The 13,257-nt window shown below is 39.7% G+C and carries 15 protein-coding genes; 9 read left to right on the top strand and 6 right to left on the bottom strand.

The window, feature by feature from the left end:
• Positions 1-67 precede the first annotated feature (67 nt).
• The 4 genes from M9892_12200 to M9892_12185 are packed head-to-tail and all read right to left on the bottom strand — an operon-like array spanning position 68 to position 4,119.
• Positions 68-508 carry a hypothetical protein gene (locus M9892_12200; GenBank protein MCO5255111.1) on the bottom strand — a complete coding sequence of 147 codons (441 nt, stop codon included), beginning with the start codon at positions 506-508 and terminating at the stop codon, positions 68-70.
• An 18-nt stretch (positions 509-526) separates the two neighbouring features.
• Positions 527-1,222, bottom strand: coding sequence for a hypothetical protein (locus M9892_12195; GenBank protein ID MCO5255110.1), 696 nt, complete (start codon positions 1,220-1,222; stop codon positions 527-529).
• Positions 1,219-2,088 carry an ATP-binding protein gene (locus M9892_12190; GenBank protein MCO5255109.1) on the bottom strand — a complete coding sequence of 290 codons (870 nt, stop codon included), beginning with the start codon at positions 2,086-2,088 and terminating at the stop codon, positions 1,219-1,221. Before M9892_12190 ends, M9892_12195 begins: the two co-directional genes overlap by 4 nt.
• 33 nt (positions 2,089-2,121) lie before the next feature.
• A complete protein-coding gene (locus tag M9892_12185) occupies positions 2,122-4,119 on the bottom strand; it encodes a hypothetical protein (protein MCO5255108.1) in 1,998 nt (665 codons plus the stop codon).
• Here M9892_12185 and M9892_12180 point away from each other — a divergent pair.
• On the top strand, positions 4,118-4,360 hold the full coding sequence (locus tag M9892_12180; GenBank protein ID MCO5255107.1) for a hypothetical protein: 243 nt from the start codon (positions 4,118-4,120) through the stop codon (positions 4,358-4,360). The genes M9892_12185 and M9892_12180 overlap by 2 nt on opposite strands.
• Here M9892_12180 and M9892_12175 read toward each other — a convergent pair.
• Entirely contained in the window at positions 4,355-4,558 is a 204-nt protein-coding gene (locus M9892_12175; GenBank protein ID MCO5255106.1) for a hypothetical protein, read from the bottom strand. The two genes, M9892_12180 and M9892_12175, sit on opposite strands and share 6 nt — an antisense overlap.
• 71 nt (positions 4,559-4,629) lie before the next feature.
• Between M9892_12175 and M9892_12170 the strand changes: the two genes are divergently transcribed.
• From M9892_12170 to M9892_12140, 7 genes are all read left to right on the top strand, one after another.
• On the top strand, positions 4,630-5,307 hold the full coding sequence (locus M9892_12170) for a hypothetical protein (GenBank protein ID MCO5255105.1): 678 nt from the start codon (positions 4,630-4,632) through the stop codon (positions 5,305-5,307).
• An 879-nt stretch (positions 5,308-6,186) separates the two neighbouring features.
• Positions 6,187-7,176, top strand: coding sequence for an N-acetylmuramoyl-L-alanine amidase (locus M9892_12165; protein MCO5255104.1), 990 nt, complete (start codon positions 6,187-6,189; stop codon positions 7,174-7,176).
• A gap of 19 nt (positions 7,177-7,195) precedes the next feature.
• On the top strand, positions 7,196-8,416 hold the full coding sequence (locus M9892_12160) for a cysteine desulfurase (protein MCO5255103.1): 1,221 nt from the start codon (positions 7,196-7,198) through the stop codon (positions 8,414-8,416).
• A gap of 118 nt (positions 8,417-8,534) precedes the next feature.
• The gene (locus tag M9892_12155; GenBank protein ID MCO5255102.1) at positions 8,535-8,948 is read left to right on the top strand and encodes a SufE family protein; all 414 of its coding nucleotides are present in this window, start codon (positions 8,535-8,537) and stop codon (positions 8,946-8,948) included.
• A 46-nt stretch (positions 8,949-8,994) separates the two neighbouring features.
• The gene (locus M9892_12150; protein MCO5255101.1) at positions 8,995-9,699 is read left to right on the top strand and encodes an SDR family oxidoreductase; all 705 of its coding nucleotides are present in this window, start codon (positions 8,995-8,997) and stop codon (positions 9,697-9,699) included.
• A 67-nt stretch (positions 9,700-9,766) separates the two neighbouring features.
• Complete coding sequence (locus tag M9892_12145) at positions 9,767-11,011, top strand: U32 family peptidase (protein ID MCO5255100.1); 1,245 nt, start codon at positions 9,767-9,769, stop codon at positions 11,009-11,011.
• The gene (locus M9892_12140) at positions 11,008-11,232 is read left to right on the top strand and encodes a ferredoxin (GenBank protein MCO5255099.1); all 225 of its coding nucleotides are present in this window, start codon (positions 11,008-11,010) and stop codon (positions 11,230-11,232) included. Before M9892_12145 ends, M9892_12140 begins: the two co-directional genes overlap by 4 nt.
• Positions 11,233-11,614: 382 nt before the next feature.
• On the opposite strand, the gene M9892_12135 is transcribed toward M9892_12140, so the two are convergent.
• The gene (locus tag M9892_12135; protein ID MCO5255098.1) at positions 11,615-12,640 is read right to left on the bottom strand and encodes a virulence RhuM family protein; all 1,026 of its coding nucleotides are present in this window, start codon (positions 12,638-12,640) and stop codon (positions 11,615-11,617) included.
• Positions 12,641-12,797: 157 nt separating this feature from the next.
• Here M9892_12135 and M9892_12130 point away from each other — a divergent pair, with 157 nt between their 5' ends.
• Positions 12,798-13,061, top strand: a complete 264-nt coding sequence (locus M9892_12130; protein MCO5255097.1) for a T9SS type A sorting domain-containing protein — start codon at positions 12,798-12,800, stop codon at positions 13,059-13,061.
• Positions 13,062-13,257: the final 196 nt, after the last annotated feature.

Genomic DNA, 13,257 nt, shown 5'->3' with positions numbered 1-13,257 from the left:
AAATCACGCAGGTATTGCTCATATTGCTTCACCCAGTTTGCAATTAATTTTTCCGTAATTTCCGTGCTCATGATATTATTTCTTTACATAGGTTGTTAATGAATAATTCGCGCACGATACCTGCTACTTTGCGCGTGAAACATGTATGGCTCGGCACGCTGATAATGCGGTCATGTTGCAGTTGATTAATCCAAATGCGATGAATGAATGACCTCTGGGTTGCAGTGTCCAGCTGTCCGCAGATGTTGACTAAGCGCTGGTTTCTGATGTAGCATACGTTTTGGAAGTATGCCCAGTAGCCGTACAGGTGATTGGTGGTAATCTCGCTTACAATGAGATTTATCTCATCTTTAAAACTGCCGTATGGCTGCACTTCCAGCATTCTGACTACTATCTGACGGCAGTGTGCTGTGCCTAATGTAAGCACGTGGTTGTGATAATCTTCGTGTGTCATGCCTGTTAATTGACAGACTTGCTCAATGGCTTGGTCGGGGGTTAGTGTGTTCATGGGGTTTATGTTATTTGATTATAAAATGTTGAGTGTGTTTGTTTGTTCTAAGAATGGGTGGAACTTGCGAGCTTCTTCTTCCCAAATGACATAGGGCTTGCCTGCGCTGTTTTCCAGATAGCGGCTCATGCAGAAGGCTACAAAGGCTATAATCCTGATTTTAACCCCCGCAAGCTGTTTTAGGCGCACTGCCACAGTTCCTTCGGGTGTCTTGCCATGCTCGTGTGATATGATGATAAACAGCTTATTCGGAAAGCTGTCTATCATGCCCTTAATTTCCCGAAGTGAAGCAAAGGCATACTGAACGGTATCTATTACAATTACTTGCGGGCTTTTGGGCTGTTTTAGCTTGGCTATCAGGTCGGGTATCTCTACTTTATGCCATACCTTAAAGCGACTGCCAAGCTCTTTCATGTTGTGTTTTCGCAGTTGTTTTTTCAAAGCCTGACTCACACCCTCCTCTAATGAGTTATAGCCAATAGTGGCGAAGTTTGACAGGTAGCGGCACAGCTTCATCGTGAAGGTTGTTTTGCCGTTGCCTGTGCCACCCTGAATGAACCAGCAGCCGGATAGTTCGGGCTTGCCTATCAGGTCAAGGAACTCTCCCTCAAATTGCATCTCTTTGAACTTGGTGTTGAGTATAGAGGTTACTGAGTAGGCTCTTGTCATGAGTAAGTAGTTAGGATTATTATATGTAAATGTTTGTAAAATCATGGATTGAGCTTGCTTAGTTCATTTTTGATGCGCCTCAAAGAACCCTCTGTGTTGCGGAGCAGTTTCTGAATGTCTGCCTGCGGAGCGTTCGCCTGAATGATGAGTGCGGCTTGCTGCTTGGTAAAACGCTCCTGCTCTTCCCTGCCTTCGGGTGTGATGCGCTGATAACGCTTTCCGTAGCGGCTGAATATCTCTGTGTAGCCCACTTTCTTGTTGTCAATGGCTCTGCGGATTTTCTCCTTTAATCCGTCCGCTCCCATTATGCACCAGCCGCAATATCCTTCTGTTGCGTTCCATAAGGCTTTTAGCTCTAAGAATGCTTCATAAGCCAAGTCGCCCGCCTCGTCCAACACGATAACAGGTGTTGCAATGGCAGTGAGGTAATATACGAGGTCTGCGTACACGTCTGAGTATCTGCCTGAGTAGTTTACGCCAAACTCTTTGGCAATGGCTCTCACAAGTTTTTGCTTGGTTTTAACCTGCGAGCAGTCTATGTAAATGGCGTTTTTGTTGGCTTTGCAGTATTCTTTTGCGGTGTACGTCTTGCCGATGTCTGCGGCATCGCAGATGAGGGCGGATATGCTCTCATGCTGGCACTTGCCGAGCATTTGATAAATGTAGGTGTAAACAGGCGTTTGCGCTGTTTTCCATGCCTTTTCGTTGAACAAGGGAAGTTGCAACTTGCGGGCGATGGACAGCCACGAGGCATCTGATAATACTTTGTCATAGTCGCCTTTGAGAACACGGCTCAACTGCGCTGCATTAATGCCGAGTGAGGTGGCAAACTTACTGTCTGTGCCGCCAAAGTTATGTTTTGCGGCTTGCAATCCTGTGATTACTCTTGTTTTGATTTCGGGGGTTATCATGGTAATTATGAATTATGAGTTATGAATTATGAGTTATAGGTCATTCAGGGCTTTTTGTGCGTATTCGGCAGGATTGAAATTGAGCAGGTCGCTCAGGTCGTCTTCTTTTGCGGCAACAGGTGGCAATACCTTTGCAGGCTCTTGCGGAAGTTCCGCATCTTCCCATATTTCAGGTTTGGCAAGTTTCTCTTTGCCCTCCTTAACCATTTTATCAAATGAGGCAACGTATTTGGCTTGGTTGATGTAGGCGATGTGGTCTGCCTCTTCCATTTCCGCCTTAGCTTCTGAGTATTTCGCTACACGTCCACACTTACCCACATAGGTGTCGCCCTGATAGAGATAGACCTCAGCAACAGAGCCGTCCTCGTTGGGCAGGTAATACGCCTGTACTTCATAGTTGGCGGGTTGCAGCTTTTCGAGAACCTTCACGCTTGGCAGCACATATTTGTCATACAGGACGGTAACATATTGGTTTCGCTTAATACTTGTTTTGGTACAGTTTCCGATGGCTTTGTACACAACCGCATTGCTGACTTTGGTAGCGTTGGGGTTGGTGTTTTCTAAAAGAACCTGCCAGCGTGTTTTATTAGGGTATAGCTTCTGTTTCGGGTGAAGCTGATTGTTATACTCCTTGCAAGCAGCTATATCATCGGCAACCAGTCGCTCATAAGTAAACTCTTTCTCCTGATACTGGTCGTCAGCTTTATTCATGTCCACTCTGTAAGCCTCTGACTTAGCCCACCAACGCCCTATGCCTATTTGCAAGGACTTCTCAACCGAGTACTTCTTTGCCCTGTTAAAGTGTTCCGCACGTTTCTCTTGAGAGTTGCCCGGATTACAGATGCGGACAAAGGGGAACATAACATGGAGGTCGTCAAAGAACTTGTTTACAAGGTGGTTTTCTACCTCAACCTCCATTGGCATGGGTAGGTTGTTGCTGTTGATAGTCCTGAACATATCACGCATACATTCGAGAAACAACTCCTCGTCTTTGCTGCGGCTGTATGCCATACCAATAACACACCCGCTTGCTACATCATAGGAGTAGTAAGCCTTAACACGTGTGCCGCCTGCCAGCTTGCGGGGCAGGTCTCTGTCGTCCATTGATATTTTGCTGAAACTGTAAACAGGAGCAACGCGGTGGTGGTGCGGGCGGTGCATATTGTTATAGCTGTGTGATGAGTTACGAGGCTTATCAACTACCACCCTATTGTGTGGCATATTTAAGTAGTTCCACACGGTGGAGTCGCTTATTTCTATGGGTTTGCCGTCTTTGTAAAAGTCTTTGGGGTTGAGAAGTTCGCCTGTCTTACGGTCTGCAACCTTTAATTTACCAGCAAGGAAAGACAGGTAAAGGATATGCACGTCAGTTGCAAAGGGCTTGTTTGGCATGGTATAGAGCGACATTATCAGGTTTTCAATATCCACCGTTACCTTGCGGCTGTTGTCGTTGCAGAAGCGGGGGTTTATGATGCCCTCGTAGCCCATTTCTCTATACCTCTTATATGCTCTTTGCAGGGAAACAGGGTTGGTTAGTCTTAGGGTATGTCCTGTTTGCTCTTTTATTTCGTTCATGGCTATGGCTGCCTGTTGCCAAAAATTCCTCATATTGCCGCCTAACTTCTTGCGGGCGTTGGTTTGATTGACAAAAACAGCGTGCAGTGCATTCATTATCTCAGCATTGCGAGCGTATTCACGCACGTATTTGTAATTTTCCAAGTCCCGCAGATATCTTCCGTCCGCAAGCTGGTAGTCGTGGTAAAATTGCTTTGCTGTCGGGTCAGGGGTTATCTGCTCTAAAAGTGCTTTGTTTCGGGTGTCCTGTTCGGGAGAGGGGAACTTGGAGAGGATTGCTTGTTTCTTCTTATCGTCCTGAATGCTGTCAATCAATATCTTGATTTCATTTCCGCGACAAGAGCGACCCAAAGTTTCTAATTTGCCTTGACTTTTATCCCACTTATACTGGAAGTAAGACAGCCCTGCGGATTGCCACTGGTCAATAGTTATATATTTTGAGTATGTTTGTTGCATGAAAATCAGGATACAGTTGATGAATTTTGCTGATGATAAAGAACTAAAAAACAAAAGTGACGAGCTGCTGGCTTTTTCAGAATTGCTTGAGCTTGAGATAGAGAAAGCCGAGAACCGTCATTTTGAAAACACCTACTTTGTGCAACTTCCAAAAGACGAGTATCGTCAAATTGTGCAGATAAACGGGATTGTTTCGTTCTGCATAGTGAAGGGCCATGTTTTTGATTTTTACGACTCATAGCACGTTTTTGTTTTTGTTGAGTGTGCCCGCCAATTCTTTCTCTATTTTTTCGTACTCCTTTCTGAGCTTTGTCGGGATTATCCCATTTCTCTCCCTGTTAATAGAGGCGCGTACATATCGCAGGGTTAATCCATATTTATCTTTGAGGTATTGGAGCGTTTTCGGATTGTAGTTGTTTCTTATGTCTTTCGTTTTCATACCTTTGCTTTCTTATTTGTGTGCCTTATAGGGCGCAAAGATAGTAACTATTTTTACTAATAAACAAGCAAATGGCAACTTATTTTTCTAACATAAAGGACAGGGTTCTTAAAATCCCTGATTTTAAAGGGATTAGCAAAGAATCTTTTTTTGAAGACCTTAATGTAAGCTATGGTAATTTCAAAGGAAAGGCGAAGGAAAAATCCCTCAGCTCAGACACATTGGCAACTATTGTTGCCAAATACCCCGAAATCAATCCTGTATGGCTTCTCACAGGACAGGGAGGGATGTTATTGGGCGATAATAAGGGTAGTATTGTTGCTGAACCAGCAATTACTATAAATAGAGAGAAAGAAAGAATACCTCTGGTAAGTCATGAAGCGGCTGCGGGATTTGGTAGTGCTAATTTTTGTATCTCGGAAGATGACGTTTTGGGTTATTATGTTGTGCCTGACTTTAAGAAGGTTGATTTTATGATAGCCCTGCGGGGCAGTAGTATGTGTCCAAGCTATAATGCGGGGGACATTGTAGCCTGTCTCATTATAAAAGAGAGTCAATTTATACAGTGGAATAAAATCTATATAATAGCTACAGCATATCAAGGGTTAATCTGTAAGCGGCTCAACCCTTCCGAAAAGGAGGGACACCTGCTTGCTGTTAGTGATAATAAGGATTATCCTCCCTTTGATATTCCTCTTAGTGAGATTAAAGGTATCGCGCTTGTCATAGGGGCTATCCGTATAGAGTAGGAAAAAGTCCTTAAAAAATCCCGATTAAAATCCCAAAGTAAAAGAAAAAAACAGGTTTTTCAGGGGGCTTTACTGCTAAATGCGTTGATAATCAGCAGTATTAACGCATTTTCAATATATCTAAAATCGGCAATTAGGGGTGTCTATCCCTCATTTTCGGGCTGTTTTGAGCATAAAAAAAGGAAAAAAGTATGGGTAATTTTTATCAAACTGTCCCCAATACTGTCCCCAATACTGTCCCCATTGCGTATTTTAGGTTTTACGAGTAGAAAGCAAAAAAGCAGCCTTTTGGGGCTGCTTTCGTGGTAATGCAATAGGCTTTTCTGCCTTGCTAATTAACCTTTTGCGGGGTTTCGGGCGTTGTAATGGAAGTTATATCCTTAAATCGCTTTTAAATCGTCCTAAAATGGAAGTAAAATGGAAGTAAATGGAAGTAAATTAACTTTTCGTTTTGGGTCGGGCTTTTTTGCTTTTCGGGCTTTTACCTTTTATTATCAAAGCTTTTCGTGCTTTTTTGTTTTATCTATTATTTACTTTTGGTTTTAACCCCCATACAGATTACAACACCATTTTATTAATATTTTTTTTAATGAGTAATTTTAATCGACATGTTTAATGACGAAATTTTCATTGCATAACCGTTTGGACTCTAACATTCCTTCATTATTAAATTACTGCTTTATATTAAGTTACAAATAGATGTATGCACAATTAATTCACCCGAATACTTTCCATAAAGATATTATTTCATGCACAAACGAATTAGTAATAGTGATTTTGCTTATCATGTATATTATAAAATGCTCGCAAAAACCATTATCATTTTAATGTTCTTTAACAAATCGGACACCTTGGTTTTTTTAGTAATATTGCCTCACTATGGAAACCAAATTTGGATTTATTAAACTGACTGCAACGGAGTTTGATACTTATATTTCAGACCTGAAAATAGCCCGAACTGTTGTTAAAATTCAGGAACATCACACTTATATTCCGTCTTATGCCCATTTCAAGGGCAACAATCATTTTGACATGCAAAAGAGTATGAAAAACACGCACATCAATGTAAACGGCTGGGCAGATATAGGACAACATCTAAGTATTTTCCCCGATGGTTCTGTACTTACCGGAAGGAGTTTTGAAAATTCACCTGCATGTATTTTTGGCAATAACGCTCATTCGGTTTGCATTGAAAACATTGGCAATTTTGATAAGGATGGAGACGAAATGACCACGCAACAAAGAGATGCCATTTTTTCGGTTACAGCAGCATTATGCAAGAAATTCAATCTAACGCCTAACACTAACACCATTGTTTATCATCATTGGTTTAATCTTTCTACCGGAGAGAGGAACAATGGCTCAGGAGGTAATAAATCATGTCCCGGCACTCATTTCTTTGGTGGAAATAAAGTACCCGACTGTGAGAAGAACTTTATCCCACTTGTGGAAGCCAAACTCAAGAACAAGCCACAAACTACAACCGCCTCCATTAAAAAATATGTGATTGTAACTGCAAATTCTTTAGTTATTCGCAAGGGACCCCAAGCGCTGATGCCCAAAGTTGTCGGCAGACCACCCGCCCAATTTGGCGCAATCTTGAGAGTTTATGAAGAAAAAGGGGGATGGCTTAAAATTTCTTCTTCAGAACAACATTGGGTTTCAAAAAGTTATACCAAAGAGGTAAAAAGGGCATGGGTAAAAGCAGACACACTCAATCTCAGGTCAGGCGCAGGAACGAATTATCCCAAAGTGGGTAGTTTGCCCAAGGGAACCGAAGTATTTGTGTTTGTTCAAAAAAACGGATGGAGTCTCATCAGTATGGAGTCAAAATGGGTGAGTAACACTTATCTGGACTTTGAGTCATAAAAGTACCATCTTTCACACAATGAAAACACAAATCAAGTTTGATTCAGACGCGGTCCGCAAGGATTTCCCCTTACTTCACAATATCCCCAACATTACATATTTGGACAACGCAGCTACCACGCACAAACCACAAACTGTTATTGATGCTGTTGAACATTTTTATACAAATGAAAATGCCAATATACACAGGGCTGTTCATGCCTTGGGTCAAGAAGCAACAAGAAAATTTGAGGAGGCGAGAACAACTGTTGCGCATTTTATCAATGCCAAACAATCAAACGAAATTATTTTCACACGTGGGGCAACTGAAGGAATTAATTTGGTAGCCTTTGCTTTTGGAGAGTTGCTGCAATCCGGAGATGAAATACTGCTATCTGACATGGAACATCATTCCAATATTGTTCCGTGGCAAATATTATGCAAACGCAAGGGATGTTTATTAAAGGTGATACCCGTCAATAGGCAAGGCAAGATAGTAGAAAAAGATTTTGAAAAATTGCTGAATTACAAGACCCGGCTTGTTGCACTGACCCATGTTTCTAATACACTTGGAACTATCAATCCAATCAAAAACCTAATTGCAAAAGCACACAATTATGGAGCGAAAGTATTGATAGACGGGGCACAGAGCATACAACATTTGCCTGTGGATATGCAAGATTTAGATTGTGATTTTTTTGCTTTCTCCGGACACAAGGTCTTTGGACCTACGGGAATCGGTGTTTTATATGGCAAAGAATCGTTATTGGAACAAATGCCTCCTTATCAAGGCGGGGGCGAAATGATTGAGCACGTAACATGGAGTAAGACCACTTACAATGTATTACCCTATAAATTTGAAGCAGGCACCCCTCATATTGCAGGTGCTTTTGGTCTTGCCGAAGCACTGAACTATCTCGCACGCTTTAACAGAGCGGAGTTGATTGATTATGAAAATCATTTGCTCTCCTATGCACAAAACCGCTTGCTTCAAATCAAAGGATTAGAAATCATTGGAAATGCTGCACAAAAGGCTTCTATTATTTCTTTTAATATCAAAGGAGTTCACCCTTACGACCTTGGAGTACTGCTTGATAAACAAGGGATTGCTGTTCGCACAGGGCACCATTGCACACAACCTTTAATGGATTTGTATCAAATTCCCGGAACCGTCAGAGCTTCTTTTGTCTTTTATAATTCAACTGAAGAAATTGACAGATTGGTGGAAGCTGTCCGACAAGGGAGGGAAATGCTGTTGTAAACACAAAAGCGACTACTGATAAATTTATAGATAATATACAACTATTTGCTACTTATGCAATGATGAAACTGTTCATTTTTGCTAATATTGGCAAACAAATCAGACAGAACACCTACTCATGTCAATACAGGAAAAACAAGAACAAATTATTGCACAATTTGCTCGAATTACAGACAAAATGGAGCAATACAGACACATCATTGAAACCGGAAAACAACTTCCGCCTATGAATGAAAATCTAAAAACCGATGACAAACTCATTCGTGGCTGCCAAGCAAAAGTATGGCTGGATGTAGAACTAAAAGATGGCAAAGTTCATTTTATGGCAGACTCTGACACCTTAATTACCAAAGGACTGATTGCATTAATTATTCAGGTAATGGACAATGAGCCGGCAAGAGATATACTCAAAACCGACCTGTATTTTTTGGACAGAATCGGACTCAAAGAACATCTTGGTCCTGCACGTTCTAATGGGTTGCTCAATATGATAAAGCAAGTCAAACTCGCGGCACTGAGTGCGGGCAAATAGGCTATGTCAGATTCTTACATCTATTTAATAAATGTACCTTTGTACCATGGATTTACAAAACAAAGTAGCAGTAATTACAGGTGTTTCCAAAGGGATAGGAATGCATTTATCGCAACAATTACTTTCTAAAGGTGCCAAAGTGTATGGGTTAGGGAGAAACAATACAATTCAACATCCTAACTATAATTTTATACTGTGTGATGTGCGCAATCAAAAAGAGGTAGATATCGCCTTTGACCAAATATTGGCAGACAATCATTCGGTAGATATATTGGTAAACAATGCAGGATTGGGGTATTTTGGGTTTTTGGAAGAAATGCCCGTTGAACAATGGCATGAAATGTTTGACACCAATATAGACGGACTTTTCTTTTGCACTCGCAGGGTTTTGAGTTCTATGAAAAAACAAGGTTCGGGGCATATTATCAATATTTCGTCAACCGCAGGGTTGGACGGGCTGGCACAAACAGCGGGTTATTGCAGCACTAAGTTTGCAGTACGCGGTTTTAGCGAAGCTCTATATAAAGAAGTTCGCGATTATGGGGTAAAAGTTACCTGTGTTTATCCCGGTAGCGTAAAAACTGACTTTTTTCGCAACAGCCCGGTTATCAAACCACACGACAATATGTTAATGCCCGAAGAATTAGCAAGCTTCATGGTACAGGCATTAGAAACATCCTCACATTTTCATCAGGTTAACCTCGAAGTAAGACCTTTGATGCCAAAAGGACGTAAGTCATGGGAAGGGTAAAGTCCATGTAGTATTCATGTAAATTCACTTTCAGTACCCAAACTTACAATATAAATTTGCGCCCCTCATGAAACGACATATAGAAATCATGGCTCCGGCAGGTGGGTTTGACTCTTTGATGGCTGCAATTCAAGGGGGTGCGAACTCTGTGTATTTTGGTGTTGACCAACTCAATATGCGAGCAAGAGCCACCATGAATTTTACTTTGGAAGATATTCCGGAAATAGTGAAAACATGCAACAAACACAATGTTCGCACATATCTCACCTTGAACACTATTGTATATGACCACGATTTGAGCATCATAAAAACAGTTACAAATGCAGCAAAAGAAGCAGGGGTAACCGCCATTATTGCAGCAGACCAAGCGGTGATTGCTTATGCTCGCTCGGTTGGAATGGAAGTACATATTTCCACTCAAGTCAATGTAACCAATATTGAATCGGTAAAATTTTATTCGCTTTTTGCAGACACTATTGTCTTAGCCAGAGAATTGAGCTTGGTGCAAGTTAGAAAAATTGTGGACACCATTGAAGCAGAGCAAATTAAAGGACCTTCCGGAAGATTAATTGAAATAGAAATTTTTGTTCATGGAGCTCTGTGTATGGCAGTTTCAGGAAAATGTTATTTGAGTTTGCACACTCATAATTCCTCTGCAAACAGAGGTGCTTGTGTTCAGAATTGTAGAAGAGAATACAAAGTTACTGACCGAGAAGAAGGACACGAATTTGCTATCGAAAATGAATATATTATGTCTGCAAAAGACTTGTGTACTATTGATTTCTTGGACGATGTCTTGGATTCCGGAGTAACCGTCTTAAAAATTGAAGGAAGAGGAAAAGGTCCCGAATATGTCAAAACTGTTACCGAATCATACCGAGCTGCTGTAGATGCATACTTAGAAGGAACCTATACAAGGGAAAAAGCTTTGGAATGGAAAGAGAATATGGAAAATGTTTATAATCGTGGTTTTTGGTCAGGATATTATTTGGGACAAAAATTAGGAGAATGGACAGATACCTCCGGCTCCAAAGCCAAGCAACGCAAACTTTATCTCGGGAAGGGATATAATTACTTTAGTAAAATTGGCGTTGCAGAATTTTTAATCGAAACACACTCGTTAAGAAAAGGGGATACTATTCTGATTACCGGTCCTAAGATTGGAGTTATTGAAAAAGTAGTAGAAGAACTCCATACCGCTAAAGGAGCAGTAGAAGAAGCAGTAAAAGGAGAACTTTGCGGAATTAAATTAGATACCGTTATCCGCAAGAGTGATAAACTCTACAAACTGATTAACAACCCGGAAGCATGATTACGGTTACTCTTATACGCAATAAATGCATAGGCTGTAATTATTGTAGAGAGCTTGCTCCACAACGATTTACCATGTCAAAAAAAGATGGTAGAGCAATTTTATTAAATTCTTATGATAGAAAAGGGTTTCATACCGCCAAAGTGCATGAATCCGAATTAGAATCCATACAAAATGCTGCTAAAGCATGCCCTGTGAACATCATCAAAGTGATTGAATAAAATAACTCACTTTGCTATACTACATTCTCATATCTATACATTATAGCTAAGTTGCTAAAATAAACCTAGGTTTACAAGTAGTTTATCCAAATCCTACACAAACAGAGATTTTCTTCAAAGAAATCCAACCCAACTCAGAATATGAAATCCTCAATTCCCTTGGTGCAGAAGTGTTAAGCGGTGTGTATAAAGGAAATTCTATTTCGGTTTCCGATTTGGTTAGTGGGATTTATTTGATTCAAATTAACAAAGAAAGGGAGGTTTTTCAAGCTAGGTTTGTGAAGGAATGACAAGCAGGACTTAGAACCTTCAAAGCAGCAGCTGGTTATTACTAACTGCTTCTTTGGAGATAATAAACCTTCTTAATTTAAACCTTCTTTTATTAATCATTTTTTCTTTCGTTCTGCTGTATTCTTTTTACTTCTTTATCAAAGTCACTCTCAAAAAGCTTGTCTTGAATTATTCGATATTTTTCAAATTCACTTTCTGCAAATGATTTGGCAATTGCTTGTGTTACTTTTCCTGCATTTTGTAAAATCTCTTTTTGATTGAATTGTAAAAAGGCATTTAATCTTTTTGCCCAATCATTCATTGTCATTGGTATATTCTGTTCAGCTTGTGTTTCAGCATAATCCAAATACATGGTTACAAAACGGTCAAGTTGTTTTATTTCCTTTTCTGTAAGGTAGTTTTTGGCAATAGATACATCTGTTTTTAGGATTCTTCCTTTTGGAGCATTCTTCCAAGTGGTCAAACCCATATTATCCTTTTCGCTATTTGCACGTTTTACAACCACTTCAGCTGCTGTATTTCCGTGAATAGCAAAATGCAGTTTATTTTGTACGGTAGCAAAAAAAGTCCTTGTAGTTTCCGAATCTGTATTATAATCTACTGATGTTGAGTAAATGTCAGTTATCTTTTGATAGAAGCGCCTTTCACTTGCTCTGATTTCTCTAATTTCTGCAAGTAAGTGCTCAAAATACTCTTCATTTAAAAAGGCTCCATTTTTTAACCGCTCTTTGTCCAAAACATAACCTCTAACTGCGAAATTCCGTAATATTGAAGTTGCCCATTGCCTAAATTGGGTCGCTCTGTGAGAATTAACTCGATAGCCAACCGAAATAACGGCATCTAAATTATAATGTTTAGTCTTATATTTTTTGCCATCGGATGCAGTAGCCGAGAATTCCTCGGTAACTGAATTTTCATTAAGTTCTCCAGATTTAAAAATGTTTTTTAAGTGAAGTGAAATATTATCAGTGCTACAATCGAACAAAACAGCCATCAATTTTTGTGAAAGCCATATTGTTTCATTTTCAAATCTCACTTCAATTCCATCTTTACCTGCTTGTGAAGTGAATATCAAAAATTCGGCTGTACTGTTTCGTATTTGCAGTTTTTTACTCATTCTTATTATCAACCCACAAAGATACAAAAATGATTTCTTTATTCTTGATGCAATACAACTGACTCTATCTTTGCATTCATGAATGTCTAAGACGTAAATAAATCATATATTAAATCTATATTAGAAACTGCTTTTGTTTTGTTAGTAGCTTTTTGTTGTGGCAAAATTGCTTTTATGTTGTATCGATGACAAAGGTATTATTGTTATATTAGTGACAATATTTGGAAGTATAGGAATATTACTTGGTGTTTCGGCTATTGGTCGATTAGGTTGGAAAATTCAAACTTGGAGTGGTGAAACTGTTTTTAGTTCAAAAAATACTTCAAAATCTATTTCAGTTTCACATTTGGCTAGTGGAATTTATTTAATTCAAGTTCAAAAAGAAAGTGAGGTTTTTCAAGCTAGGTTTGTGAAGGAGTAATTATTATGACCTGGGTTTTCATAAGAAATCTAAGTGGACTGACATAAGCAAAATAACAATTTCAGCCCTCAGTTTTACAATTACAAACGCTATGGATAACTTTATTTGCAAAAATTGTTTATATATTATCGGGGGGGGGGTATATTTGCTGTACAATATTTAATCAATACTTCGGAAAGTAATTAATAAAAAACCA

Source organism: Bacteroidota bacterium (assembly GCA_023957335.1).
Taxonomy (GTDB): Bacteria; Bacteroidota; Bacteroidia; order NS11-12g; family UBA955; genus JALOAG01.
The sequence above is the reverse complement of the archived record's forward strand: the minus strand, read 5'-3'. Positions and strand labels throughout refer to the sequence as shown.